Raw genomic sequence first — 25,398 nt, forward strand, 5'->3', positions numbered from 1 at the left:
GGCGTGCACCGCACGCCCCGGTCCCGGCGCTCACCGCTGGGCGCGGTTCACCGCGGAGACGACGGCGCGCAGCGACGCCGAGACGATGTTCGGGTCGATCCCCACGCCCCACAGCACCCGGTCGCCGACGGCGCACTCGACGTAGGCGGCGGCGCAGGCGTCCCCGCCGGCGCTGAGCGCGTGCTCGGCGTAGTCCAGGACGCGGACGTCGACGTCGAGGGTCTTCAGCGCGTCGACGAAGGCCGCGATCGGGCCGTTGCCGCTGCCCTGCACGGTGACCGGGACGCCGCCGTCGGTCAGCTCGACGACCATCTCGTCGAGCTGGTCGCCGTGCGCGGTGTGCCGGTGGCCGGCCAGCGCGAAGCGGCCCCACGGGGCGTCGGGGTCGGGCAGGTACTCGCTGCTGAAGGCGGCCCACATCTGCTGCGCGGTGACCTCACCGCCCTCGTCGTCGGTGTGCCGCTGGATGACCGCGCTGAACTCGATCTGCAGCCGGCGGGGCAGGTCCAGCTGGTTCTCGGTCTTCATGATGTAGGCGACGCCGCCCTTGCCGGACTGGCTGTTGACCCGGATGACCGCCTCGTAGCTGCGGCCGACGTCCTTGGGGTCGATCGGCAGGTAGGGGACCGCCCACGGCATCTCGTCGACGGTCCTCCCCGCTGCCTGCGCGTCGGCGGCCAGCGCGGTGAAGCCCTTGTTGATGGCGTCCTGGTGGGAGCCGGAGAAGGCGGTGTAGACCAGGTCGCCGCCGTAGGGGTGCCGCTCGTGCACGCCCAGCTGGTTGCAGTACTCGACGGTGCGGCGGATCTCGTCGATGTCGGAGAAGTCGATCTGCGGGTCGATGCCCTGGCTGAACAGGTTCAGGCCGAGGGTGACCAGGTCGACGTTGCCGGTGCGCTCGCCGTTGCCGAACAGGCAGCCCTCGATGCGGTCGGCGCCGGCGCGGTGGCCGAGCTCGGCGGCGGCGACGGCGGTGCCCCGGTCGTTGTGCGGGTGCAGGGAGAGGACGACGGCGTCGCGGCGGCCCAGGTTGCGGTGCATCCACTCGATCTGGTCGGCGTAGACGGTGGGCTCGGCCATCTCGACGGTCGCGGGCAGGTTGAGGATGGTCGGCCGGTCAGGCGTGGGCTCCCAGACGTCGGTGACCGCGTTGCAGATCTCGACGGCGAAGTCCAGCTCGGTGCCGGTGAAGGACTCCGGGCTGTACTGGTAGCGGATCTCGGTGTCGCCCATCTGCTCGGCCAGCTTGCGCACCAGCTGCGCGCCGTGCACGGCGATGCCGGCGCGGTCGGAGCCGAACACCACGCGCCGCTGCAGGGTCGACGTCGAGTTGTAGAGGTGCACGATCGCCTGCCGGGCGCCGCGCAGGGACTCGAAGGTGCGCTCGATCAGCTCGTCGCGGGCCTGGGTGAGCACCTGGACGGTCACGTCGTCGGGGACCAGGTCCTCCTCCACCAGCTGGCGGATGAAGTCGAAGTCGGTCTGGCTGGCGGCCGGGAAGCCGACCTCGATCTCCTTGTAGCCCATCCGGACCAGCAGCTCGAACATCCGCCGCTTGCGGTCGGGGGTCATCGGGTCGATGAGGGCCTGGTTGCCGTCGCGCAGGTCGACGGCGCACCAGCGCGGGGCCGCGGTCGTGACCCGCTCGGGCCAGGTGCGGTCGGGCAGGTCGACCGGGGTGAACGGGGCATAGCGGTGGACGGGCATCCGCGAGGGACGCTGGGGGTTGCGGACGTGCGGGTGCTGCGGGGTGCTCACGGGGACTCGACTCCTCTGGCGCGGGCTGGACTGTCGCTCCTGGGGGCGGTCAGCAGCGCCGGGGACGCGCTCACGTCACGGCAGGACACCGCGGCGAGGGGGCCGACCTAGGAGAGGGCCTCGCCGCGGCGGGTAAGCAGGAGGCTGCCGCGCACGACGCCCACGGTAGCAGCGGGTCAGCTCAGGTCGCAGCGACACACGCAGTCCGGCGCGTGCGGCCCGGGCCGGCCCGGGGTGGGCGGGCCCTCGTCGAGCAGGAGGTCGTCGCAGGCCGGCGGGCACTCGCAGCGGAACCGGTCGCCGGCCGGCCGGAGGGCGCCGGCCGCGCGCCGGCGCTCCAGCTCCTCCTCGCGGGCCCTCCGCGCGGCCGCCCTCCGGGCCGCGGCCCGGGCGGCGAGACCGTCCCCGGGCCGGGGGAGCCGGTGGTCCTCCGGTGTCCCGCCATGCACCCTCCGCCGCTCGTCCCTGCGCCGGCGGTGGCGGGTGAAGGTGTAGGTGACCGGGGTGCGGTCGTACCGGTGCGGCCCGTGCCACCAGCCCTCGTCGCCGTGCCGGGTGTCGAGGTGCGCGGGGAAGCGCCGGCCGCCCTCGTCCCGGACGGCCCTGCCGTCCATCGGCGCGACCTCGGTGCCCTCCCCGTCGACCAGCACCAGCCGCAGCCCCGCCACCTCCGCGAGCCGGGCGAGGTCGCGAGCGTCCAGGCCCCGCGTGCCCGCCTCGGCTGCCGCGACCGTCGCCTTCGGGATCCCGGTGGCCCCGGCGATCTCGCGCTGCGACAGGTCGGCTGCGCGTCGGATGCGGCGGATCAGGCCGGGCAGGTCCAGGTCGGGCACCGCGGCAGCGTCCCGCGCGGAGCGCACCAGGAGGCACCCCGGACGTCCACCTGGGGACCGTCGTGCTCTGCCCACAGCCGTGGGCAGAGCACGAGGGCCGGGGGTGGTATGGCGGTGCTCTCCTTCGTGCTCTGCCCACAGTCGTGGGCAGAGCACGACGACGCGGGGGAGGAGGGTGCCCGGGGCGGGTGCCCCGGCTGCGCCGGTGTCCGGACCGGGCGTCCCCGTGCGGCCGGGACCGCGGGTGGTCAGAAGTCGCCGCGCAGGCGCAGCTTCAGCGGGCGGCCGTCGGGGTCGTCGATCAGGCGGTAGACCGGCGTCGCCCACAGCCGGGTGGGCAGCGACAACCGCTCGGCCTCGTGGTGCCGCAGCCGGCCGCGCGGGCGGGGACCGCGGCGGCCGCCCGCGTGCCAGGCGTCGAGCTCGTCAGCGGCGTGCTCCAGCGCGGCCACGAACGCCTCGGGGTCGAGCAGGTCGGCGTCCTCGCTGCCGTCGGCGGCCCGGTCGGTGTGCTCGCGCGCGAGCTCGAGCCGCAGGTCGCGGGCGAAGGTCCGCGCGCCGTCGCCGGCGCCGGCCGGGTCGCGCGGCTCCCGGGGGTCGAGGGTGGTGTCGAGGACGGCGCTGGACAGCTCGCTGTCGTGCGTCCACGAGCGCCGGTTGAAGTTGTCGCTGCCCACGCTGGCCCACACGTCGTCGACCACGCACACCTTCGCGTGCACGTAGACCGGCGTGCCGGAGTGGTTCTCGACGTCGAACACGTGCACCCGGTCGCGTCCGGCCCGCCGGCACATCTCGATCGCCTGCCACCGCCCGACGAACTGCGGCCGCTCGGCGAAGGCGCCCTCCTGGTCGGGCACCCGGGGGACGACGACGACCAGGTGCAGGTCCGGGTGCTGGGCCAGCGCCTCGGCGAACAGCCGGGCCACCGCGCCCGACCACATGTACTGGTCCTCCAGGTACACCAGCCGGCGCGCCCGCTGGATGGCCTTGGAGTACCCGCGGGCCACCGAGCGCTCGCCCTTCGGGGCGAAGCGGTAGGGCGGGCGGATCGCCGGATAGGTCCGCAGGTTCTGCACCAGGTGCGGCCCGGCCGGCGGCGGGGGTGGCAGCTGCGGCGGCAGCGGGTCGCCCTCGAGGCGGGCGTGGTTCAGCTTGTCGCGCAGCCACGCGACCGGGTGGTCGGTGTCGGGGCTGTTCGGGTCGTCCCAGCGCTCGCGGAAGACGGTGTCGAGCACGTGCACCGCCGGGCCGCGCAGCTCGAGCTGGACGTCGTGCCACGGCGGCGTCGGGCCGTAGGCGGAGGCCATCGCGACCGCCTGCGGGTCCCCCCGGTGCTCGGCGTCGTCGCGCCGGCTGTGGCACAGGTCGATGCCGCCGACGAAGGCGACGTCCTTCGTGGCGTCCTGGTCGTGCCGGCAGACGACGAACTTCTGGTGGTGGCTGCCGAAGCGCCGCACGCGCTGGTCGAGGATCACCTCGCCGCCGCCGTGCTCGATCTCCACGTCGAGCGCGCGGTTCTCCTCCTTGGAGAACGAGGCGGCGTCCAGGTGCGAGCGCCACACCAGGCCGCGCACCGTCACCCCGCGGCGCACCGCCTCGGTGAACAGCTGGGCGACCGTCGGCCCGCCCGGGCGCAGCTGCTCGTCGGGGTCGCCGCGCCAGTCGGTGAAGAACAGGTGGTCGCCCTCGTCGAGGGCCTCGACCACCTCGACCAGCCGGTCGAAGTAGGCCGACCCGTGGACCAGGGGGACGACGAGGTTGCCCTCGGTGAACGCGGGCAGGTCCGTGGCAGCGTTCCCCCGCTCCTCGGCGCTCAGCAGCCAGTCCTCGGGGTCGGTCACCCGGTGATCACATCGCGAGCGACCCGGCGGGCGCAACGGGGGACACGGACGGGGAGTCCGGTGCCGCCGTCGCGCATCGGTAGCCTGTGGACCCGTGGCCCTCGTCGTGCAGAAGTACGGTGGCTCCTCCGTGGCCTCCGCCGCCCACATCAAGCGCGTCGCGGAACGCATCGTGGCGGAGAAGAAGGCCGGCAACGACGTCGTCGTGGTCGTCTCCGCGATGGGCGACACCACCGACGAGCTGCTCGACCAGGCCAGCCAGATCACCGACGACCCGCCCGGTCGCGAGCTCGACGTGCTGCTCACCGCGGGCGAGCGCATCTCCATGGCGCTGCTGGCCATCGCGATCAGCACGTACGGCTACGAGGCCCGGTCGTTCACCGGCTCGCAGGCCGGGGTGATCACCACCAGCAGCCACGGCAAGGCCCGCATCATCGACGTCACGCCCGGCCGGCTGCGCTCGGCGCTCGACGAGGGCTCGATCGTCATCGTCGCGGGGTTCCAGGGTGTCAGCCAGGACACCAAGGACATCACCACCCTCGGCCGCGGCGGCTCGGACACCACCGCCGTCGCCGTCGCCGCGGCGCTGCAGGCCGACGTCTGCGAGATCTACACCGACGTCGACGGCGTCTTCACCGCCGACCCGCGGATCGTGCCCAACGCCCGGCGCCTGGAGACGGTCACCTACGAGGAGATGCTCGAGCTGGCCGCCTCCGGGGCGAAGGTGCTCGTGCTGCGGTGCGTCGAGTACGCCCGCCGCTACGGCATCCCGGTGCATGTCCGCAGCTCCTACTCCCAGCTCCCCGGCACGATCGTGACCGGCTCGATGGAGGACCTCAGCGTGGAACAGGCGATCATCACCGGCGTCGCGCACGACCGCAGCGAGGGCAAGATCACCGTCTACGGCGTCCCGGACCGGCCGGGCGAGGCCGCGCAGCTGTTCCGCGTGCTCGCCGAGGCCGAGGTCAACATCGACATGATCGTGCAGAACGTGTCGACGGCGGCCAGCAAGCTCGCCGACATCTCCTTCACGCTCCCCAAGAGCGACGGCCCGGCGGCGATCGCGGCGCTGGAGCAGGTCAAGAACACCGTCGGCTACACCGACGTCACCTTCGACCAGCACATCGGCAAGGTGTCGCTGGTCGGGGCAGGCATGCGCTCGCACCCCGGCGTGTCCGCCCGCTTCTTCGGCGCGCTGGCCGACGCCGGGGTCAACCTGGAGCTGATCAGCACCTCGGAGATCCGCATCTCCGTGGTGTGCCGAGACACCGACGTGGACGTCGCCGTCCGCGCGGTGCACGACGCCTTCGACCTCGGCAGCAACGAGGCCGAGGCCGTCGTCTACGGAGGGACCGGACGATGAGCGACAGCACGGGACCGCGCGTCGGCGTCGTCGGCGCCACTGGCCAGGTGGGCGCCGTGGTGCGGCGGCTGCTCGCCGAGCGGCAGTTCCCCGTCAGCGAGCTGCGGTTCTTCGCCTCGGCCCGCTCCGCCGGCAGCACCCTGCCCTGGGGGGACGGCGAGATCTCCGTCGAGGACGCCGCCACCGCCGACCCCGCCGGCCTTGACATCGCGATCTTCTCGGCCGGTGCGTCGACCTCGCGGGCCCAGGCCCCGCGGTTCGCCGCGGCCGGCGTTACCGTCATCGACAACAGCTCGGCCTGGCGCCGCGACCCCGACGTCCCGCTGGTGGTCAGCGAGGTCAACCCGCACGCCCTCGACACCATCCCCCGGGGCATCGTCGCCAACCCCAACTGCACCACCATGGCCGCGATGCCGGTGCTGCAGCCCCTGCACGCCGAGGCCGGCCTCGTGCGGATCGTCGCGAGCACCTACCAGGCCGTCTCCGGCAGCGGGCTGGCCGGCGTGGAGGAGCTCGACGGGCAGGTGCGGGCCGTCGCCGACAAGGCGGCCGAGCTCACCCACGACGGGTCGGCGGTGGCCTTCCCCGAGCCGCGGAAGTACGTCGCCCCGATCGCGTTCAACGTGCTGCCGATGGCCGGCTCGGTCGTCGACGACGGGTCGTCCGAGACCGACGAGGAGCAGAAGCTCCGCCACGAGAGCCGCAAGATCCTCGGCATCCCCGACCTGCGGGTGTCGGGCACGTGCGTGCGGGTGCCGGTCTTCACCGGGCACTCGCTGTCGCTCAACGTCGAGTTCGCGCGGCCGCTGTCGGTGCAGCGGGCCACCGAGCTGCTCTCGACCGCGCCCGGCGTGCAGCTCACCGACGTCCCGACCCCCCTGCAGGCGGCGGGGCAGGACCCGAGCTACGTCGGCCGGATCCGGCAGGACCCCGGTGTCGACGACGGCCGCGGCCTCGCGCTGTTCGTCAGCAACGACAACCTGCGCAAGGGCGCGGCGCTCAACGCCGTGCAGATCGCCGAGCTGCTGCTCGCCCGCCGCGGCCGGTAGTCGACCGCCTCGTGGCGGTCGAGGAGCGCGTCGCCCCCCGCGCCGGCCGGGCCCGGACGGCGCGCCGGGCCGGGCTGGTGCTGCTGCTCGCGGTGCTCGCGGCCGTGGTGTGCCTGGTCGTGCCCAACGACCCGTGGCACGACTTCTTCGACCTGCGGGTCTACCGCGGCGCCGTCGCGTGGTGGCTCGACGGGCGGCCGCTGTACGACTTCACCTACGGACGCAGCCCCTACGGCTTCACCTACCCCCCGTTCGCCGCGCTGCTGGTGGCCCCCATGGCCGCGCTGCCGGTGTGGGCGGTGGCGACGGCGCACACGCTGCTCAACGTCGTCGTCCTGGCCGGCCTGACCCGCTGGCTCGTCGTCCCGGTGGCCCGGCGGCACGGCTGGCCGCTGCCGTCCACCTGGGTCGCCGCCGTCCCGGTCCTGTTCGTCCTGGAGCCGGTGCGGGAGACGATGGGCTTCGGTCAGGTGAACCTGTTCCTGGCCGCGCTCGTGCTGGCCGACGTCGCGGCGCTGCGGCGCGGCTCGCGGTGGGCCGGCGCCGGCACCGGCCTGGCCGCGGCGGTGAAGCTGACCCCCGCCCTGTTCGTCGTGTACCTGCTGCTCACCGGGCGGCGGCGCGCGGCCGGGGTCGCCACCGCGACCGCGGCCGGCGCCACGCTGCTGGCCGCCGCCGTCGCGCCGGGGACGTCGTGGCGGTTCTGGACCGAGACGCTGTGGCACACCGAGCGGGTCGGCCGGCTGGACAAGACCTCCAACCAGTCGCTGCTGGGCGCCCTCGCCCGGCTCGCCGACCCGGGGGATCCGCCGCGGGCGGTGTGGGCCGTGCTCGCCGCCGTCGTGCTGGTCGCCGTGATGGCGCGGGCGGTGCGCGTGGCCCGGGCCGGCGACGACCTGGCGGGGGTCACCCTCACCGGGCTGGCCGCGTGCCTGGTCAGCCCGATCTCCTGGTCGCACCACTTCGTGTGGCTGGTGCCGGCGCTGGTGGTCCTGGTCGACGTCGCCGCGGGCGCCCCGGTCGCCCCCGGACGGTGGCCGGGCCGGTCCCGCGTCGCGGCCGGGACGCTGGCCGCCGTCCTCGCGCTGGTGCTGGCCTCCTCGGCGATCTGGTTCGCCGAGGCCCACCCGGGCCACCACCACGACGCCGGCGTGTGGGGGCTGCTGGTCGAGGACCTCTGGCTGCTGGTGACCCTCGTCGTGGTCGCGGTGCTCCCGGCCCGCGGAGCGGTGTCCGCCCGGGTGTGGGGGCCGGAGGCCTCCCGGTCGGGTGGACGGGGGGGCTCCGCTCAGCGGGGGGACGGCACCTGACCGCGGTGTCCACCGGTGGGTGGACAGTGCCGCAGCGCGAACGACAGCGCCGTCTCCACCTGGCGGATCGTCTCCTCGATGACCAGCGACCCGTGGCCGGCGTCGAACCGGTACACCTCGTGCGGCGTCCCGAGGCGGTCGAGCTCGCCGAGGTAGTTCTCGATCTGCCGGATCGGGCAGCGCGGGTCGTTGGCCCCGGCGACGACGAGCACCGGTGCCCGCACCGCCTCGACGTAGGTGATCGGGGAGGACCGCACGTAGACCTCGCGCACCTCGTCGGGCGAGCCGCCGAACAGCGCGCGGTCGTAGGCCCGCAACCCCTCCATCTCGTCCTCGTAGGCGGCCAGGTAGTCGGCCACCGGCACCTCGGCGATGCCCGCGGCCCAGCGCTCGGGCTGTGTGCCCAGCCCCAGCAGGGTGAGGAAGCCGCCCCACGACCCGCCGGTGAGCACCGCCCGCGCCGGGTCGAGGAACCCCTCGGCGACGAGCGCGTCGTACACCGCCGCGACGTCCTCGAGCTCGGTCAGCCCCGGCCGGCCGGTGAGCGCGTCCCGCCAGGCGCTGCCGTAGCCGGTGGAGCCGCGGTAGTTGACGTGCACGACGGCGTAGCCGGCGTCGACGTAGGCCGCGCGGCGGGCGCGGTAGGAGTCGTCGTCGGCGGCCTCCGGACCGCCGTGGACGAGGAACGCCGTCGCGTACGGGGCCGGTCCGGCCGGCCGGACGACGAGCGCGTGCACGTCGCCGCCGGGGCCGGGCACCCAGCGGTCCTCCACCGGGTGGGCCGCCGGCGGCTCCTCGCCGGGCGCGGCCAGCACGACCGGACCGTCGGCCCGGCGGATCACCGGCGGGTGCTGCGCCGACGACCAGGCCAGCTCCACCGTGCCGTCGGGGCGGGCGGTGGCCCCGCGGACGACGCCCGGCGGGGTGTCCAGCCGCTCCAGCGTCCCGCTGCCGAGGTCGTAGCGGTACAGCTCGCTGCGGGCGGCGTGGTCGTGGCCGACCAGCAGCGCCGACCCGTCGGGGTACCAGCCGGCCGTCACGTCGCCGGGCAGGTCGAGCGCGAGCTCGACCTCGGTGTCGGCCGCGACGTCCCAGACCAGCAGCTCCTCCCGGCCGTGCCGCTCGTGGCCCACGAGCAGCCGCCGGTCGCCGGGCAGCGGGGCGAACTCCAGGGCGTGCAGGCCGCGGCCCTCGCCGTCCCACTTCTCGGCGACCACCGCCGGCGCCTCCTCGGTGGTGGTGGCCGTCCGCAGCACCCGCAGCGCCGGGTAGCGCGGGTCGCCGTGCTCGGAGTGCGAGATCACCAGCAGCTCGTCGTCGAGGGTCAGGGCGTCGACCGAGGCGGGGTCCTCGTGCCGGTAGACCACCCGCGGGCTCCCCCCGGCGGGGACCAGCCACAGCTCGCTGCCGTCGTCGGTGGAGCGCCCGATCGCCACGAGGCCGGCGCCGATCTCCAGGCCGGCGGGGTAGGCCGGGCCGACCTCGGCGACGGCGACCCGGTCGTCCCCGCCGCTGAAGGGCTGCACCATCCAGACGCCGAACTCGTCGCCGTCGGTGTCGGCGAACCACCAGATGGTCTCGCCGTCCGGGCTGATCGTGCTGATCAGCGTGCCGTTGGCCCGGTCGGTGACCTGGCGGTGCACGTCGGTCGTGCGGTCCCAGGCGTACTGCTCGACGACGCCGCTGACGTCGGAGGAGTACAGGCTGCGGTGCGGGGCGTGCAGCGCCCAGTCGGGCAGGCTGACCCGGGGGGCGCGGAAGCGGGCCTGCCAGCGGGCGGTGACGTCGGGCGGGAGAGCGGGGACGGCGGCGGGCTCGGCACTCACCCGGTCATCGTCCCCCGGCGCCGACACCGGCCGGGTACCCGGCCCGGCCGGCCCGCACGCCGCGGGCGGCCCGGTCGGCCAGCACCCGGGTGTGCTCGGCGGCGGCGTCGCGGACGTCACCGATGAGCAGCTCCAGCACGTCCTCCAGGGCGACGAGGCCCACGGTCCGCCGCTCGGCCACCACGCCCCCGAGGTGGGCGCCCTGGGCCCGCATCTCGGCGAGGACCTCGGGCAGCTTGCTGCCGGGCGCCAGCGGCACCAGCGGGGTGACGTGCTCGTCGGGGATCGGCTCGTCGCGGCCCTGCGCCTCGATGCCCAGCACGTCCTTGACGTGCACGAAGCCCAGCAGCACGCCGTCCTCGTCGCGCACCGGGTAGCGGCTGAAGCCGTGCTCGGCGACGACGGCCTCCAGCTGCCGGGGCGTGGTCGAGCGCGGCACCGTGACCACGGTGTCCATCGGCAGCAGGACGTCCTCGACGGTGTGCTGCTCGAAGGTCAGCGCGCCCGCGGCGAGTTCGCTGACCTCGCTGCCCAGGAGCCCCTCCCGCCGCGACTGGGTGATCATCGAGCGGATCTCGGTCTCGTCGAAGCTGGCCGCGACCTCGTCGGTGGGCGTGACCCCGAAGAGCCGCACGAAGGCGTTGGCGGTGGTGTTGAAGAACCAGATCACCGGCTTGAGCAGCCGGGAGAAGGTGGCCAGCGCCGGGCCGAGCGCCATCGCCGCGCGGTCGGGACCGGCGATGGTGATGTTCTTGGGCACCATCTCGCCGAGCACCATGTGCAGCACGGTCACCAGCGACAGCGCGATGACCAGCGCGACCGGGTGCAGCAGCGCCTCGGGGACGCCGAGGGCCTCCATCGGCGCCTCGATGAGGTGGGCGACGGCGGGCTCGCCGACCGCGCCCAGGCCCAGCGAGCACAGCGTGATGCCCAGCTGCGCGCCGGCCATCATCTGCGAGACGTTGCGCATGGCGGTGAGGGTCTTCCGCGCCCGCGTGCTGCCGGCGTCGGCGCGCGGCTCGATCTGGTCGACCCGGGCGGAGACCAGCGCGAACTCCGCCGCGACGAAGAAGGCGTTGCCCAGCAGCAGGGCCACCAGGACCAGCAGGCTCACGGCGTCGCTCACGCCGCCGTCCTCTCCGCGCGGATGCGGGAGGCCGTGGCGCCCGGGGGCAGCACCACCGTCCGCTCGGCGCGCACCCGGGCGACCCGGCGGCCGTCGAGGGTCTCGACGGTGAGCCGCGCGCCGTCGAGCTCGACGGTGTCGCCGACCTCGGGCAGGCGCTGCAGCCGCTCGGCGAGCCACCCGGCCAGCGTCTCGTAGCGGCCCTCGGGCACCGGGATGCCGGTGCGCTCGAGCACCTCGTCGGGGCGCAGCAGCCCGGAGAGCAGCCAGTGCCCGTCGCCGAGCCGCCGCAGCGTGCGCAGCGGCCGGTCGGTCTCGTCGGCGATCTCGCCGACCAGCTCCTCGACGATGTCCTCCAGGGTCACCACGCCGTGCGTCGCACCCCACTCGTCGACGACCAGGGCGATCTGCAGGCCCTGCTCGCGCAGCAGGTCCATCAGCCGCTCCAGCCGCAGCGACGACGGGACGGCGAGCACGGGGTCGGCCAGCTCCCCGGCCGTGCGGCGGGGGCGCTCGGCCTCGGGGACGGCGACCGCGCGCTTGACGTGCACCACCCCGGTGACCTCGTCGAGGTCCGAGCCGTACACGGGGAAGCGGGAGTTGCCCGACTCGCTGGCCGCGGCGATGACGTCGGCGGCGGTGGCGCTGGCCCGCAGCGTCCACAACCGGGTGCGCGGGGTCATGACGTCGGTGGCGTACTTCTGCCGCAGGCCCAGCGACCGCTCCAGCAGCCGGGCGGCGACGGGGGAGAGGTCGCCCTCCTCGGCCGAGCGGCGGGCGACGGCGGCCAGCTCGTCGGCGCCGCGGGCGGAGTCGAGCTCCTCGCGCGGCTCGAAGCCCAGCCGGCGCACGATCGCGTTGGCCAGCCGCTGCAGCGCGGCGACGACGACGCCGGTGACCGCGGTGAACGCCCGCATCCCCGGTGCGACGACCCGGGCGACGCCGAGCGGGTTGGCGATCGCGAGGTTCTTGGGCCCCAGCTCGCCGAGCAGCATCTGCAGGGTCGTGGCCAGCGCCAGGGCCAGGCCGTAGGCGACCGCGGTGACCGCGCCGCCGGACAGGCCGACCAGCTCCAGCGGGCCGCGCAGCAGCTCGCCCAGGGCCGGCTCGGCCAGGTAGCCGACGACCAGCGTGGTGAGCGTGATGCCCAGCTGGGCGGCCGACAGCTGGGTGGACAGCGACCGCAGCGCGGTGACCACACCTCCGGCTCCCGCGTCACCGGCCCGGGCGGCCTCCTCGGCGCGCCCCCGGTCCACGGTGGTGAGGGAGAACTCGGCGGCGACGAAGAAGCCGGTGAGTGCGGTGAGCACCACGGCGGCGAGGAGGAGCAACCACTCGGTCATCGGGCTGCCGGTGCCCGCCGGGGGACCTCCCCAACCGGAGACGGACGATCCCGGCCCCGGAACGGCTCAGGGGCCGCCTCTCGGCGGCCCCTGAGCGGTGGGTCGGGGTGACAGGATTTGAACCTGCGGCCTCGTCGTCCCGAACGACGCGCGCTACCAAGCTGCGCCACACCCCGGTGGTGCCTGGACCACTCTAGCGCCCGCAGCCGGCGGCCCCTCTGCAGGGTCCCGCCGCGAGCCTGCGAGTGGCGGGGGGCAGAGGGGTCCTTCCTCAGGGCTCCCGGGCGGTGAGGGTCAGCAGCGTCGCCTCGGGCGGGCAGGCGAACCGGGCGGGCGCGTACGGGCTGGTCCCGAGCCCGGCCGAGACGTGCAGCCAGGTCCCGGAGGGGCGGTCGGGAGCCGGCGGCGCCCAGCGGTGCAGCCAGCGGGCGCGCGCCCGGTCGATGCCGCAGTTGGTCACCAGCGCGCCGTAGAACGGCACCCGCAGCTGCCCGCCGTGGGTGTGCCCGCACAGCAGCAGGTCGTGGCCGTCGGCGGCGAACCGGTCGAGCACCCGCGGCTCGGGGGAGTGGGCCAGCCCGACCCGCAGGTCGGCGCCGCGGTCGGCGGGGCCCTGGACCAGGTCGTAGCGGTCCCGCCTCAGGTGGGAGTCGTCGACGCCGGCGAAGGAGATCCGCCGCCCGGCCACGGTCAGCTCGCCCCGGGCGTTGGTGAGGTCCAGCCAGCCGCGGGCGGTCATCCCGTCGCGCAGGTCGCGCCAGGGCAGCGGGTCGCCGTGCACCCGCTTGTGCTCGCGCTTGAAGTACTTCAGCGGGTTCTTCGGCCGCGGGGCGTAGTAGTCGTTGCTGGCCATGACGAACACCCCGGGCAGGTCCAGCAGCGGGTCCAGCGCGCGCAGCGTCGGCCCGACGGCGTCGGCCCCGGCCAGGTTGTCACCGGTGTCGACGACGAGGTCGGGTGCCAGCTCGGCCAGCCCGGCCACCCACGCCTGCTTGGACCGCTGCCCGGCGGTCATGTGCAGGTCCGACAGGTGCAGCACGCGCAGCGGCGCGGACCCGGGGGCCAGCACGGGGACCTCGAAGCGGCGCAGCGTCCAGCGGTTCCGCTCGTAGAGGGAGGCGTAGCCCAGCGTCGCGGTGCCCGCTGCGACGGCGGCCGAGGGCACGGTGTACCAGCGCACGATCGCCGAGCCTACGGGCGCGGCCGGTGCGCCACCCGGCGCCGGGGGACGCGCCGGCCGTGCCAGGCTGGGGCGCGTGTCCGCCCTCAAGGACCGGCTCCGAGCCGACCTCACCAGTGCCATGAAGTCCCGCGACGAGCTGCGCACCGCGACGCTGCGCATGGTGCTCGCGGCGGTGAGTGCGGAGGAGGTCGCCGGCAAGGAGGCCCGGGAGCTCAGCGACGACGAGGTGCTCGCGGTGCTGCGGCGGGAGGCCAAGCGGCGTCGGGAGGCGGCCGAGGCGTTCGCCGGTGCCGGCCGCGCCGAGCAGGCCGACCGCGAGCGCGCGGAGGGCGAGGTCGTGACCGGCTACCTGCCGGCGCAGCTGGAGGACGCCGATCTCGCCGCTCTGGTCGCCGACGTCATCACCCGCACCGGCGCGGGCGGGATGAGGGACATGGGCCGGGTGATGGGTGCCGCCAACGCCGCGGTCGCCGGCCGCGCCGAGGGCGGCCGCGTCGCCGCGGAGGTCCGCCGCCAGCTCGGTTGACGACGGTCCCGCTGCTGGCCCTCCCCGTCGGCCCCGCTGCAGGGGCCCGCTGCGAGCTCGCGAGCAGTGGGGGCAGCGGGGTCCTTCGTCAGTTGCCGCGGCCCCCGCCGTTGCCGTTCCAGTTGCCCCGGCCCCCGCCGTTGCCGTTGGTGGTGCCGTTGCCGTTGGTGGTGCCGTTGCCCTGGTCGGCGGTACCGGTCGTGCCGGTGCCGGTGGTGCCCGTGTCGGCGTCGTCGTCGGCGGTGGCCGGAGCCTGGTCCGCCGGGCTGCCCTGGCCCATCAGGGTCGGGTCGACCGGCGGGAAGGTCCCGGTGGGCTTGTCGGCGAGGTAGGGCGTCATCGCGTCGCGGAAGATCGTCGCCGGCATGTTGCCGCCGTAGCCGCCGACGTCCTGCTGGGTCTTGGGGTTGAACACCATGACGCTGGCCGCGTACTCGGGCATGACACCGACGAAGGCCACGGAGTCCCGGCCCTGCGAGGTGCCGGTCTTGCCGGCGATCTGGTGGCCCGGGATGTCCGCCCGGGTGCCGGTGCCGATGGGGCTGGCGACGTCGCCGATGAGGATGTTGGCCAGCGTGTCGGCGATGCCGGGCGGGATGGCGTTCTCCGTGCAGTTGTCACCGGTGACCAGCGGCCGACCGTCGTCGCCGGTGAGCGGCTCGCCGTCGGGGTCGAGCACCTGCGTGACCGGGACCGGGTCGCACCGGGTGCCCTGCGCGCCGAGGGTGGCGTAGGCGTTGGCGAGGTCCAGCGGGCTGGTGGCCTCCGCGCCGAGGGTGAACGACCCCCGGTTCTCCGCGATGATCTGGTCGGCCGGGGTCTGGTTGGGCTGGCCGAACCCCATGCCCATCCGCTCGGCCATGCGCACCGGCCCCTCGACGCTGCCGAGCTGGTCCTCCAGGGCCACGAAGTAGGTGTTCGACGAGCGGACCAGCGCCTCCACCATGTCGAGGGTGTCGGGGTAGTTCGCGCTGGCGTTCTCGACGCTGTAGGGCGCGCTGCCGTTCTTGTAGACCCGCGAGGTGTACCGGCCACCGGGCGTGCTGATCACGTGGCTGGCCGGGATGCCGGCCTCGAGCGCGGCCGCGGCGGTGAAGACCTTGTAGGTCGACCCCGCGCCCTTGCTGGCGACGGTGTTGAGGACCACGGACTCGCACTGCGGGTCCGAGCAGCCGTACTGCCGGTTGACGCTCATGGCGAGCACGTGCCCGGTGCCCGGCGCGAGGGCGGTGAACATGCCGGCCAGCTCGTCGCCCATCGGCAGGGTGGTGAGCACCGCTTGGTCGCCGAGGGTCTGCAGCTGCGGGTCCAGCGTCGTCTGGACCGTCAGCCCGCCGTTATCGAGCTGGTCCTGGCTGATGCCGAGCGTGCCGGTGAGGTAGTCGGCGACGAAGGCGCAGAAGAAGCCGCCGACCGTGGCGTCGATGCAGCCGTTGGGCGCGCTGGCGCCGGGGGCCACCTGCACCGGCTGGGCGGAGATCTCGGTGAGCTCGGCCTCGGTGATGTGGCCGAGGTCGAACATCCGCTGCAGCACCTGGTTGCGCCGGGTCTGCGCGTTGTCCGGGTTGGTGATCGGGTCGTCGTTGGCCGGGCTCTGCACCAGCCCGGCGAGCATGGCCGCCTGGGGGAGGTCGAGGTCGGCGGCGTCGACGCTGAAGTACCGCTGCGCGGCGGCCTGGATGCCGTAGGCGCCCTGGCCGAAGTACACGAGGTTGAGGTATCGCGTGAGGATCTCGTCCTTGGAGTAGGTCTCCTCCAGGGCGAGGGCCAGCCGCGCCTCGCGCAGCTTGCGGCCGATGTCCTGCTCGGTGGCCGCCTGCCGCTCCTCGGCGGTGTCGGCGGTCTCCAGCAGGGTCTGCTTGACCAGCTGCTGGGTGAGCGAGGAGCCGCCCTCCTGGACCGAGCCGGCGGCCACGTTGGTCACCGCGGCGCGCAGCGTGCCCTGCACGTCGAGGCCGTTGTGCTGGTAGAAGCGCGAGTCCTCGATGTCGACCAGCGCCTGCTTCATGACGTCGGCGATCTGGTCGGAGGCCACCACGGTGCGGTTGTTCGTGTAGAAGTTCGTGATCAGCGACCCGTCGGCGGCCAGCACGCGCGTGTTGCCCGCCGGGGTGGCGTCGGTGAGCTCCACCGGCAGCGCGTCGAGCAGCGAGGCGGAGTTGCGCGCGGCCAGGCCGGCGCCTCCGACGGCGGGCAGCGCCAGGCAGGCGACGAGGGCGCCGGCCAGGACGATCATGGCGGCGAGCTTGGCCAGCACCCTGGCGCGACTGGGAGTGGACATCACCGCCAATGTACGGCGGGCCGCTGCGTGGAGTGGCGACTCAGGCGCGGCGCGCGGGGAGCACCCGGGTGCGCGGCACGCCCGTCGGCGTGTCGCCGTCCGGCCCGGTCAGCGCCTCGCCCATCACCCGCAGGCCCTCGAGGTCGTGCACGTCGCCGGCCGCCGCGGGCACCGTGCGCATCGCCACCTCGGGGTGGGCGCTGGTGAACCGGTCGGCCAGCCGCTGCTCGCGGGCGGCCAGGGTCATCCGCTCGGCGTGCACCCGCAGCGCGCCGGCGGCCAGGGCCGTGGCCGCGTCGCCGTCGTCGACCGCCTCCGCGGCGGCCTCGGCGCGGGTGGCCGACAGCGCCGTGCTCGCCGGCGGGTGGGTGCGGTTGAGCACCAGCCCCGCCAGCGGCATCCCCTCCGCGGAGAGCCGGTCGACGAAGTAGGACGCCTCCCGCAGCGCGTCGGGCTCCGGCGTCGCGACGACGACGAACCAGGTGCCCGGGCGGCGCAGCAGCTCGTAGGTGGCCGTGGCCCGCTCGCGGAACCCGCCGAACATCGTGTCGAGCGCGGTGACGAACGCGGAGATGTCGCGCAGCAGCTGCCCGCCGAGCACCTTGGAGATGATCCGGGTGAAGATCAGGAAGCCGGCGCTGGCCATCTTGAACCCGGCGCGGCCGCCGGCCCGGGCCGGCGCGGTGAGCAGCCGGATCATCGTGCCGTCGAGGAAGCGGCTCATCCGGTTCGGGGCGTCGAGGAAGTCCAGCGCCGACCGCGACGGCGGGGTGTCGACGACGATGAGGTCCCACTCGTCGTCGGCGCGCAGCTGCCCCAGCTTCTCCATCGCCATGTACTCCTGCGTGCCGGCGAAGGACGAGGAGAGGGTCTGGTAGAAGGGGTTGGCCAGGATCTGCTCGGCCCGCTCGGGGGTCGAGTGCGCCACGACGATGTCGTCGAACGTGCGCTTCATGTCCAGCATCATCGCGTGCAGCTCGCCGGGGACCCCCGGGACGTCGACCGGCCGCGGCTCGTTGCCCAGCTCGACCAGCCCGAGCGACTGGGCCAGCCGGCGGGCGGGGTCGATGGTGAGGACGACGACCCGGCGGCCGGCCTCCGCGGCGGCCAGCGCCAGCGCCGCCGACGTCGTGGTCTTGCCGACGCCGCCCGACCCGCAGCAGACGACGATCCGGGTGTCCGGGTCGGCGACCAGCGCCGCGAGGTCCATGGGCGGGGCCAGCCGGTCGGCCGCCGGGTGCGCGGCGCGGGCCGGGCGCGACGCGGTGCCGGGCGTCTCCTCGGCCGCGCTCACGCCGCCACCTCGGCCCCGAGGTGCTCCTCGAGGCGGCCGGCCAGCTCGAACAGGCAGCCGAGGTCGATCGGCGCGGCCAGCAGCGGCAGCTCCACGGTCGGCCGGCCCAGGGACTCCACCCGGGCGCGCAATGCGTCCTGGGCGGCCCACCGTCGCGCGTGGTCGACCGCCTCGGTGGCCAGCGCGTCGGCCAGGCCGTCGTCGGTGCGCAGTCCCGCCGCGGCCAGCCCCGGGGCGAGGTCGGCCCCGGTGAGCCGGCCGTCGGTGGCCCGGGCCAGGTCCGCGGCCGGCAGCACCGGCTCGGTGGCCATGTTGACCATCACCGAGCCCACCGGCAGGCCGACCTCGGTCAGCTCGGCGATGGCGTCGGCGGTCTCCTGCACCGGCATGTCCTCGAGCAGGGTGACCAGGTGCACCGCCGTCTGCGGGGAGCGCAGCACGGCCATGACGCCGTCGCTCTGCGTCTTGATCGGGCCCGAGCGGGCCAGGCCGGCCATCTCGCCCGTCACGTTGAGGAACCGGGTGATCCGCCCGGTCGGCGGGGCGTCGACGACGACGGCGTCGTAGACCGGCCGGCCGTCCTTGCGGCGGGTGACCGCCTCCTTGACCTTGCCGGTGATCAGCACGTCGCGCAGGCCCGGGGCGATGGTGGTGGCGAAGTCGACGGCGCCCATCTTGCGCAGCGCCCGCCCGGCCCGCCGCAGGTTGTAGAACATCTCGAGGTACTCCAGCAGGGCCTCCTCGACGTCGATCGCCAGCGCCCGCAGCTCGCCGCCGCCGCGCGTGACCGCGACCCGTCGCTCCTCGTAGGGCAGTGGCGGGGTGTCGAAGAGCTGGGCGATGCCCTGGCGGCCCTCGCACTCGACCAGCAGGACGGTACGTCCCTCGGCGGCCAGGGCGAGGGCCAGGGCGGCGGCGACGGTCGTCTTGCCGGTCCCGCCCTTGCCGGTCACGACGTGGCAGCGCACGGGGAGGGAGGAGGGGTTCACCTCCGCCAGCCTAGGAGTCGCAGGACCCTCCTGCTCCCCACCGTCTGCAAGGTCACGGCGGGGCCCGGGACGGGGCCGTGGACCTGCGCTAGCGTCGTCCCCCATGAGCGAACCGGCCCGTCGCCGCTGGGAGTACGCGACCATCCCGCTGCTGATCCACAACACCAAGGCGATCCTCGACTCCTGGGGTGTCGACGGCTGGGAGCTGGTCACCGTCCTGCCGGGTCCGAACGGCGCCGGGCAGCCGGTCGCCTACCTCAAGCGCCCCGTCGACTGAGGGCCCGGCGATGACGCAGGCGCCGGGCGCCCCGGTGCAGAGCTGGAAGTCCCGGCTGGCCGAGCTCGGCATCCGGCTGCCCCCGGTGGCGGCACCGGTGGCCTCCTACGTCCCGGCCGTGCGCAGCGGCCAGCTGGTCCTCACCTCCGGGCAGCTCCCCTTCGTCGACGGCGGCCTGCGGCGCACCGGCAAGGTCGGCGGCTCGGTCGACCCGGAGGACGCCGCCGCCGACGCCAAGCTGTGCGTGCTCAACGCCCTGGCCGCCGTCGACGAGCTGGTCGGCCTGGACGCGGTGGCCCGGGTGGTGCGGGTGGTCGGCTACGTCGCCAGCGCCGAGGGCTTCACCGGCCAGCCGCGGGTGGTCAACGGCGCCAGCGAGCTGCTCGGCAAGGTGTTCGGTGAGGCCGGCCGGCACGCCCGGAGCGCCATCGGCGTCGCCGAGCTCCCGCTGGGCGCCCCCGTGGAGGTCGAGCTGACCGTCGAGCTGCGGTGACGCCGATCCGCCCGGCGGCCACGGTCCTGCTCCTGCGCGACGGAGCCGCCGGCCTGGAGGTCCACCTGCTGCGGCGCACGCGGGGCATGCCGTTCGCCGGCGGGATGACCGCCTACCCCGGCGGCGGGGTCGACCCGCGGGACGGCGACACCGACGTCGCCTGGGCGGGGCCGCCCCCGTCGGTCTGGGCCGGGTCGCTGGGCTGCGACGAGCGCGGTGCCCGGGAGCTGGTGTGCGCCGCCGTCCGGGAGACGTTCGAGGAGGCCGGCGTCCTGCTGGCCGGGTCCCCCGACGGGGCCGGCGTCGTCCCGGACGTCTCGGGTGAGGAGTGGGAGGCGCAGCGGCAGGCGCTGCTCACCCGGGACCTGTCGCTGGCCGAGCTGCTCGCCGTCCGCGGGCTGGCGCTGCGCTCGGACCTGCTGCGGCCCTTCGCGCACTGGGTGACCCCACCGCAGGAGACGCGGCGCTACGACACCCGCTTCTTCGTCGCCGGGCTGCCGGCCGGGCAGGAGGCCCGCGACGTCTCCGGCGAGGCCGACGAGGCCAGCTGGCTCACCCCCGGGGTGGCGCTGGCCGAGATGCGGGCCGGCACCCGGCCGATGCTGCCTCCGACCGTCCACACCCTGGGTCAGCTCGCCGCGTTCCCCGACGTCGCCGCGGCCCTGGCCGGCAGCCCGCCCGAGCCGCTGTCGCCGATCAGCCCCACCTTCGAGGAGACCCCGGACGGGCGCTGGGCGGTCCTGCCCGACGGCACCCGCATCCGCCTGGTCGTGCCGCTCCCCAGCTAGCAGTTCGGCCCTGCAGGGAGGTCCTTCACCGCGCGCGGCGGCGCAGGCGGTCCTCGTCGAGGACGACGACCGACTTGCCCTGCAGCTGGATCCAGCCGCGGTGCACGAAGTCGGCCAGCGCCTTGTTCACCGTCTCGCGGGAGGCGCCCACGAGCTGGGCCAGCTCCTCCTGGGTGAGGTCGTGCTTGACGCGCAGGCCGTCGGCCTCGCGGCTGCCGAAGCGGTCGGCCATCTGCAGCAGCGCCTTGGCCACCCGGCCGGGGACGTCGGTGAAGATCAGGTCGGCCACCGAGTCGTTGGTGCGCCGCAGCCGGCGGGCCAGCACCCGCAGCAGCTGCTCGCCGATCTCGGGGTGGGCCTCGATCCAGGGGCGCAGCACCGACTGCGGCATCTTCGCCAGCCGGACGTCGGTCACCGCGGTCGCGGTGGCCGTGCGCGGCCCGGGGTCGAAGACCGACAGCTCGCCGAACTGGTCGGAGGGGCCCATGACGGCGAGCACGTTCTCCCGGCCGTCGGGGGCGCGGCGGGAGAGCTTGATCTTGCCGCTGAGCACGATGTAGAGGCTGTCGCCGGGCTCACCCTCGTTGAAGACGACCCGGCCGCGCGGCAGGGTGATCGTCTCCAGACGGTGGGCGACCGGGCCGACGGCCTCCTCCGAGAGCCCCTGGAAGATCCCGGACTGGGCCAGCACCTCGTCCACCACGCGTCTCTCCACCTCGTCACTCACGCTCGACCTGCGGGGCCGACGGCACCCGCGTCCACGGCGAGTCTAGGGGGCTGTGCCCGCCGTCACCCGTCCGGTACGGCGGAGGACACCCCGGCGGGGTGAGCCGGCCCTCCTGCAGTGATCCGCCGCCGGCCCCGTCCAGGGCACCGCCCTGAGCTCGCGAAGGGTGGGGAGGACGGGGTCCTTCCTCAGACCAGCGGCTCGGTGCTGCGGCGCACGCGCGAGCGGCGCCGCCGGCGCCAGCGGGCCATGGCCCGGCGGATGCCCGAGGCGGCCAGCGTGTCGACCTCGCCCGGCGTCGCGGACTGCAGGAACTCGGCCACCTCGCGCGGCGAGGTCGGCCGGCGCAGCGGCTCCTCCACGCGCTCCATGATCAGCAGGAAGGCGATGACCATGGGCGGGAAGAGGATGACGATGAGCGCGACCACGTCCACCTCCGGTCCGGTCGCAGCGGGCCGGCCCTGCACGGACCCCTGTACGGCCATGCCCCTGTACGGCCATGGTGGCACGTGACCGGCGGTGTCGCTGGCGCCGCCTACCCTCGACCGCGTGTCCTCGCCGGCCCCCGTGCAGCCTCCAGCGCGCCCCGCGGGGCGCCGCGCTCCCGCCCGCCGCCCGGCCGCCACGCCGTTCGACCCCGACGAGACGCCGCTGGCCCGCACCCGCCGCGCCCGCCGGATGGCGCGCGAGCTGGCCGTGCTCCACCCCGACGCGCACTGCGAGCTGGACTTCACCACGCCGCTGGAGCTGCTGGTCGCCACCGTGCTCTCGGCCCAGACCACCGACAAGACCGTGAACAAGGTCACCCCGCGGCTGTTCGCCCGCTACCCGGACGCGGCCGCCTACGCCGGCGCGGACCGCGCCGAGCTCGAGGAGATCCTCAAGCCCACCGGGTTCTTCCGTGCCAAGGCGAGCTCCGTGATCGGCCTGGGCCGGGCGCTGGTCGAGCGGTTCGACGGCGAGGTGCCCGGCCGGATGGCCGACCTGGTCACGCTGCCGGGGGTGGGCCGCAAGACGGCCAACGTCGTCCTGGGCAACGCCTTCGGCGTCCCCGGGCTGACCGTCGACACCCACTTCGGCCGGCTGGTCCGCCGCTTCGGCTGGACCGCCGAGGAGGACCCGGTGAAGGTGGAGGCCGAGGTCGCCGAGCTGGTCCCCAGGCGCGACTGGACCATGTTCAGCCGCCGCGTGATCTTCCACGGCCGGCGCGTCTGCCACGCCAAGAAGGCCGCGTGCGGGGCCTGCGGGCTGGCGCGCTGGTGCCCGTCGTTCGGCATCGGCCCCACCGATCCCGAGGTGGCCGCGAAGCTGGTCACGACGCCCGCCGCGTCGGACACCGAGTGAGCGCCCGGGGACGGGTGGCCGCACTGCCCCTCCTGGCCGGTGCGCTGCTGTCGGCCTGCACGGCGTCGACGGCCGACGACGGCGACAGCACCCCGGCCGCCGCGCCGGCCACCTTCAGCACGCCGCTGCAGGCCTGCCCCGAGCAGCCCGACGAGCCGGCGAGCGGCGCCGAGACCCTGCCGGCGGTGTCCCTGCCCTGTCCCGGCGGCGGCACCCTCGACCTGGGCCGCGCGCCCGGGGTGCCCACGGTGGTCAACCTGTGGGCCAGCTGGTGCGGCCCCTGCCGCGAGGAGCTGCCGCTCGTGCAGCAGTTCGCCGACGCCGCGGCCGGCCGGGTGCACGTGGTCGGCGTCATCAGCAAGGACGGCGTCCCGCAGGCCGACTCCTTCGCCGGCGACGCCGGGGTCACCTTCCCCAGCGCCTACGACCGCGACGGCGAGCTGATGGACGCGCTGGGGGTCAACGTCCTGCCCTTCACCTACCTCGTCGACGCCGACGGCGCCCTGGTGTTCACCCAGGTCGGGCCCGTCGCGTCGGTCGACGAGCTGCGCGCCCTGGTCGCCGAGCACCTCGGGGTGCAGCTGTGACCGGCGTCCTGCCCGGCGCCGACCTCACCGGCCTGCCCGCCCACGTGCGCCGGCTGCTCGAGTCCGGCCCCGACCTGCCCCTGCGCCACCGCACGCCGCGTCCCAGCGCCACCGCGCGCCGCTCAGCGGTGCTCGTCCTGTTCGGCGAGGGCCCGCGCGGCGCCGACGTCCTGCTCATCGAGAAGTCGGCGCGGCTGCGCACGCACGCCGGGCAGCCGGCCTTCCCCGGCGGAGGTGCCGACCCGGGCGAGGACTACCCGGTGGCCACCGCGCTGCGCGAGGCGCAGGAGGAGGCCGGCGTCGACCCGGCCGGCGTCCGCGTGCTGGCCACCCTGCCCGAGCTGTTCCTCGGCCCGTCGGACAACCTCGTCGTCCCCGTCGTCGCGTGGTGGGACGACCCGACCGAGGCGGTCGTCGGCGACCCGCGCGAGGTGGCCCGGGTGGCCCGGGTGCCGCTGGCCGAGCTCACCGACCCGGTCAACCGGTTCCGCGTGCGACACCCCTCGGGCTACGTTGGCCCGGCGTTCGGGGTGGCCGGCATGGTCGTGTGGGGCTTCACCGCCGGGCTGCTCGACGCGGTGCTCGAGGCCGCCGGGCTGGCGCGGCCGTGGGACGCCGCCGACGTGCGCCCGCTGGAGGTCGCCGGGACGCAGCCGGCGGCCGCACCGGGCTCCCTCGACGAGGGCGGGGACGAGGACGCCGCCGCGCCGATGGTCGCCGACCCCGCACCCGACGGGGGTCCGGCGCGTACGGTTCCCCCGCGATGAGGGGGACGAGGGGACGGGCCGGGCGCGTCCCGGCACTGCTGGGCGGGGTGCTGCTGACCGCCGGCGTGCTGGCCGGCTGCGGCACGGACGGCGGCGCGGGCGGTGGCGCGGGTGGCGGGGCCGGTGCCTCGGCGCAGCCGTCGGACCCGTCGGCGGGCACGGTGACCACCGCGCCCGACGGCGTCCAGGAGGTCACCATCGAGACCCCCGACGACTACGTGTTCGTGCCCGACGCCTTCACCGTCGCCCCGGGCCGCGTCCGGCTGACGGTGACCAGCACGGCCGAGCAGATGACCCACAACTTCCGTTTCCGCCCCGGGGCCGGCCCGGAGGAGATCGCCGAGGAGATCCCCATCCTCGCGCCGGGGGAGAGCCGCACCATCGAGTTCGAGGTCACCGCGAGCGGGGACCACCCCTTCGACTGCACCTTCCACGCGCAGCTGGGCCAGTCCGGCGTCATGACGGTCTCGGGCTGAACCGTGTCGCTGGTGGACCTCGTCCTCGTCCTCCTCGCCCTGGCCTTCGCCTTCTCCGGGTACCGCCAGGGCCTGGTGGTCTCGGCCACCTCCTTCCTCGGCTTCCTCGGCGGGGCGGTGCTCGGCGCGCAGCTGTCGGGCCCGGTCGCCGACCGCCTCGACGGCTCGCCGGTCACGCGCGTGTTCGCCGCGCTGGTCGTCGTGCTCGCCGGGGCGCTGCTCGGGCAGGTGCTGGCCGGCGCGGTCGGGCGGGCGGTGCGCCGGCGGGTCACCTGGCAGCCGGCCGAGGTGCTGGACTCGGTGGCCGGCGCCGTCGTCTCGGCGGTGGCCGTCCTGCTCGTGGCGTGGATGGTGGCCACCCCGCTGGCCAGCGCGCCCTTCCCGCAGGTCGCCGGTCAGGTGCGCCAGTCGGCGCTGGTGCAGGTGGTCGACCGGGTGGTCCCCGACAGCGTGCGGGCGGTCTACGACTCCCTGCGCGAGGCGATCGACCGGCGCGGCCTGCCCGACGTCCTCGACCCGCTCACCCCCACCCAGGTGCGCGACGTCCCGGCGCCGGACCAGGCGCTGCTGAACAGCCCCGTGGTCGCCCGGGTGACCGGCTCGGTGGTGAAGATCCGCGGGGTCGCGCCGTCGTGCTCCCGGCAGATCGACGGGTCGGGTTTCGTCTACGCCGACGACCGGGTGATGACCAACGCGCACGTGCTGGCCGGCGTCACCGACCCGGTGGTCCTGGCCGAGGGGCAGGAGTACCCCGCGACACCGGTCTACGTCGACGAGGAGGTCGACGTCGCGGTGCTCGCCGTCCCGGGTCTGCCGCAGGTGCCGCTGCAGTTCGTCGGGCAGCCCGCGGGCACCGGCGACGACGCGATCATCATGGGGTACCCGGGCGGCGGGGACCTGTTCGTCGGCCCGGCCCGGGTCCGCGACCGCGGCGAGATCAGCGGACCCGACTTCCGCAACGCCCGCACCGTCGAGCGCGAGGTGTACGCGCTCTACGGCGAGGTGCGGGCCGGCAACTCCGGCGGGCCGCTGTTCGACCCCAGCGGCCAGGTCCTCGGCGTCGTGTTCGCCTCGGCCATCGACGACCCGTCCACCGGCTACGCGCTGACCGCCGAGCAGGTCGCCCCCGCGGCCCGCGAGGGCGCGGCGAGCACCGCACCGGTCGACACCGGCGCCTGCGAGTGAAGGACCTCCTCGCCCCCCACCACTCGCTCCGC

The 25,398-nt window shown here is 75.1% G+C and carries 24 protein-coding genes and 1 tRNA gene; 12 read left to right on the forward strand and 13 right to left on the reverse strand.

Annotation, left to right across the window (positions count from 1 at the left end; translation table 11 throughout):
* Positions 1 to 30: 30 nt before the first annotated feature.
* From leuA to ACWIZO_RS09100, 3 genes are all read right to left on the reverse strand, one after another.
* A complete protein-coding gene (gene leuA / locus ACWIZO_RS09090) occupies positions 31 to 1,758 on the reverse strand; it encodes a 2-isopropylmalate synthase (protein WP_448642155.1) in 1,728 nt (575 codons plus the stop codon).
* Positions 1,759 to 1,934: 176 nt separating this feature from the next.
* Positions 1,935 to 2,591 carry a helix-turn-helix domain-containing protein gene (locus ACWIZO_RS09095; RefSeq protein WP_448642156.1) on the reverse strand — a complete coding sequence of 219 codons (657 nt, stop codon included), beginning with the start codon at positions 2,589 to 2,591 and terminating at the stop codon, positions 1,935 to 1,937.
* A gap of 248 nt (positions 2,592 to 2,839) precedes the next feature.
* Positions 2,840 to 4,432 carry a phospholipase D family protein gene (locus ACWIZO_RS09100; RefSeq protein WP_448642157.1) on the reverse strand — a complete coding sequence of 531 codons (1,593 nt, stop codon included), beginning with the start codon at positions 4,430 to 4,432 and terminating at the stop codon, positions 2,840 to 2,842.
* Between the two features lie 94 nt (positions 4,433 to 4,526).
* Here ACWIZO_RS09100 and ACWIZO_RS09105 point away from each other — a divergent pair, with 94 nt between their 5' ends.
* The 3 genes from ACWIZO_RS09105 to ACWIZO_RS09115 are packed head-to-tail and all read left to right on the forward strand — an operon-like array spanning position 4,527 to position 8,154.
* The gene (locus ACWIZO_RS09105; protein WP_446758423.1) at positions 4,527 to 5,795 is read left to right on the forward strand and encodes an aspartate kinase; all 1,269 of its coding nucleotides are present in this window, start codon (positions 4,527 to 4,529) and stop codon (positions 5,793 to 5,795) included.
* Positions 5,792 to 6,844 (forward strand): aspartate-semialdehyde dehydrogenase, encoded by a 1,053-nt coding sequence (locus ACWIZO_RS09110; protein ID WP_448642158.1) that lies wholly within the window; start codon positions 5,792 to 5,794, stop codon positions 6,842 to 6,844. Before ACWIZO_RS09105 ends, ACWIZO_RS09110 begins: the two co-directional genes overlap by 4 nt.
* Positions 6,845 to 6,855: 11 nt before the next feature.
* Entirely contained in the window at positions 6,856 to 8,154 is a 1,299-nt protein-coding gene (locus ACWIZO_RS09115; RefSeq protein ID WP_448642159.1) for a glycosyltransferase 87 family protein, read from the forward strand.
* Here ACWIZO_RS09115 and ACWIZO_RS09120 read toward each other — a convergent pair.
* The 5 genes from ACWIZO_RS09120 to ACWIZO_RS09140 form a co-directional block, all read right to left on the reverse strand.
* Complete coding sequence (locus ACWIZO_RS09120) at positions 8,133 to 9,980, reverse strand: prolyl oligopeptidase family serine peptidase (RefSeq protein WP_448642160.1); 1,848 nt, start codon at positions 9,978 to 9,980, stop codon at positions 8,133 to 8,135. The genes ACWIZO_RS09115 and ACWIZO_RS09120 overlap by 22 nt on opposite strands.
* A gap of 4 nt (positions 9,981 to 9,984) precedes the next feature.
* Positions 9,985 to 11,106, reverse strand: coding sequence for a hemolysin family protein (locus ACWIZO_RS09125; RefSeq protein ID WP_448642161.1), 1,122 nt, complete (start codon positions 11,104 to 11,106; stop codon positions 9,985 to 9,987).
* A complete protein-coding gene (locus ACWIZO_RS09130; protein WP_448642162.1) occupies positions 11,103 to 12,449 on the reverse strand; it encodes a hemolysin family protein in 1,347 nt (448 codons plus the stop codon). Before ACWIZO_RS09130 ends, ACWIZO_RS09125 begins: the two co-directional genes overlap by 4 nt.
* Positions 12,450 to 12,551: 102 nt before the next feature.
* Positions 12,552 to 12,625 (reverse strand) — tRNA-Pro (locus ACWIZO_RS09135).
* Between the two features lie 95 nt (positions 12,626 to 12,720).
* Entirely contained in the window at positions 12,721 to 13,629 is a 909-nt protein-coding gene (locus ACWIZO_RS09140) for a metallophosphoesterase (RefSeq protein WP_448642163.1), read from the reverse strand.
* A gap of 76 nt (positions 13,630 to 13,705) precedes the next feature.
* On the opposite strand from ACWIZO_RS09140, the gene ACWIZO_RS09145 reads away from it, so the two are divergent.
* Complete coding sequence (locus ACWIZO_RS09145; protein ID WP_448642164.1) at positions 13,706 to 14,158, forward strand: GatB/YqeY domain-containing protein; 453 nt, start codon at positions 13,706 to 13,708, stop codon at positions 14,156 to 14,158.
* Between the two features lie 88 nt (positions 14,159 to 14,246).
* Here the strand turns inward: ACWIZO_RS09145 and ACWIZO_RS09150 are convergent, their stop codons facing one another.
* Genes ACWIZO_RS09150 through ACWIZO_RS09160 form a run of 3 tightly spaced genes read right to left on the reverse strand, consistent with a single transcriptional unit; the run spans position 14,247 to position 18,722 of the window.
* The gene (locus tag ACWIZO_RS09150; protein ID WP_448642165.1) at positions 14,247 to 16,439 is read right to left on the reverse strand and encodes a transglycosylase domain-containing protein; all 2,193 of its coding nucleotides are present in this window, start codon (positions 16,437 to 16,439) and stop codon (positions 14,247 to 14,249) included.
* Positions 16,440 to 16,479: 40 nt separating this feature from the next.
* A complete protein-coding gene (locus ACWIZO_RS09155) occupies positions 16,480 to 17,733 on the reverse strand; it encodes an ArsA family ATPase (RefSeq protein WP_448642166.1) in 1,254 nt (417 codons plus the stop codon).
* Entirely contained in the window at positions 17,730 to 18,722 is a 993-nt protein-coding gene (locus tag ACWIZO_RS09160) for an ArsA-related P-loop ATPase (protein WP_448642167.1), read from the reverse strand. Before ACWIZO_RS09160 ends, ACWIZO_RS09155 begins: the two co-directional genes overlap by 4 nt.
* A 103-nt stretch (positions 18,723 to 18,825) precedes the next feature.
* Between ACWIZO_RS09160 and ACWIZO_RS09165 the strand changes: the two genes are divergently transcribed.
* The 3 genes from ACWIZO_RS09165 to ACWIZO_RS09175 are packed head-to-tail and all read left to right on the forward strand — an operon-like array spanning position 18,826 to position 20,280.
* Positions 18,826 to 18,999, forward strand: a complete 174-nt coding sequence (locus tag ACWIZO_RS09165) for a hypothetical protein (RefSeq protein ID WP_204692708.1) — start codon at positions 18,826 to 18,828, stop codon at positions 18,997 to 18,999.
* A gap of 10 nt (positions 19,000 to 19,009) precedes the next feature.
* Positions 19,010 to 19,492 (forward strand): RidA family protein, encoded by a 483-nt coding sequence (locus ACWIZO_RS09170; RefSeq protein WP_446758434.1) that lies wholly within the window; start codon positions 19,010 to 19,012, stop codon positions 19,490 to 19,492.
* Positions 19,489 to 20,280: an NUDIX hydrolase gene (locus tag ACWIZO_RS09175; RefSeq protein ID WP_448642168.1), complete on the forward strand. Its 792-nt coding sequence runs from the start codon at positions 19,489 to 19,491 to the stop codon at positions 20,278 to 20,280. The genes ACWIZO_RS09170 and ACWIZO_RS09175 overlap by 4 nt, the downstream gene beginning before the upstream one ends.
* Before the next feature lie 25 nt (positions 20,281 to 20,305).
* On the opposite strand, the gene ACWIZO_RS09180 is transcribed toward ACWIZO_RS09175, so the two are convergent.
* Together ACWIZO_RS09180 and ACWIZO_RS09185 are read right to left on the reverse strand one after the other, a co-directional pair.
* Positions 20,306 to 20,983: a Crp/Fnr family transcriptional regulator gene (locus ACWIZO_RS09180; RefSeq protein ID WP_448642169.1), complete on the reverse strand. Its 678-nt coding sequence runs from the start codon at positions 20,981 to 20,983 to the stop codon at positions 20,306 to 20,308.
* A 212-nt stretch (positions 20,984 to 21,195) separates the two neighbouring features.
* The gene (locus tag ACWIZO_RS09185; RefSeq protein ID WP_448642170.1) at positions 21,196 to 21,435 is read right to left on the reverse strand and encodes a hypothetical protein; all 240 of its coding nucleotides are present in this window, start codon (positions 21,433 to 21,435) and stop codon (positions 21,196 to 21,198) included.
* A gap of 121 nt (positions 21,436 to 21,556) precedes the next feature.
* Here ACWIZO_RS09185 and nth point away from each other — a divergent pair, with 121 nt between their 5' ends.
* Genes nth through ACWIZO_RS09210 form a run of 5 tightly spaced genes read left to right on the forward strand, consistent with a single transcriptional unit; the run spans position 21,557 to position 25,366 of the window.
* A complete protein-coding gene (gene nth, locus ACWIZO_RS09190) occupies positions 21,557 to 22,351 on the forward strand; it encodes an endonuclease III (RefSeq protein WP_448642171.1) in 795 nt (264 codons plus the stop codon).
* Positions 22,348 to 22,938, forward strand: coding sequence for a TlpA family protein disulfide reductase (locus tag ACWIZO_RS09195; protein WP_448642172.1), 591 nt, complete (start codon positions 22,348 to 22,350; stop codon positions 22,936 to 22,938). The genes nth and ACWIZO_RS09195 overlap by 4 nt, the downstream gene beginning before the upstream one ends.
* Positions 22,935 to 23,705 (forward strand): NUDIX hydrolase, encoded by a 771-nt coding sequence (locus ACWIZO_RS09200; RefSeq protein WP_448642173.1) that lies wholly within the window; start codon positions 22,935 to 22,937, stop codon positions 23,703 to 23,705. Before ACWIZO_RS09195 ends, ACWIZO_RS09200 begins: the two co-directional genes overlap by 4 nt.
* On the forward strand, positions 23,702 to 24,181 hold the full coding sequence (locus tag ACWIZO_RS09205; RefSeq protein ID WP_448642174.1) for a plastocyanin/azurin family copper-binding protein: 480 nt from the start codon (positions 23,702 to 23,704) through the stop codon (positions 24,179 to 24,181). The genes ACWIZO_RS09200 and ACWIZO_RS09205 overlap by 4 nt, the downstream gene beginning before the upstream one ends.
* Before the next feature lie 12 nt (positions 24,182 to 24,193).
* The gene (locus tag ACWIZO_RS09210) at positions 24,194 to 25,366 is read left to right on the forward strand and encodes a MarP family serine protease (protein ID WP_448642175.1); all 1,173 of its coding nucleotides are present in this window, start codon (positions 24,194 to 24,196) and stop codon (positions 25,364 to 25,366) included.
* Positions 25,367 to 25,398: the final 32 nt, after the last annotated feature.

This window comes from Geodermatophilus sp. URMC 63, from assembly GCF_053502565.1.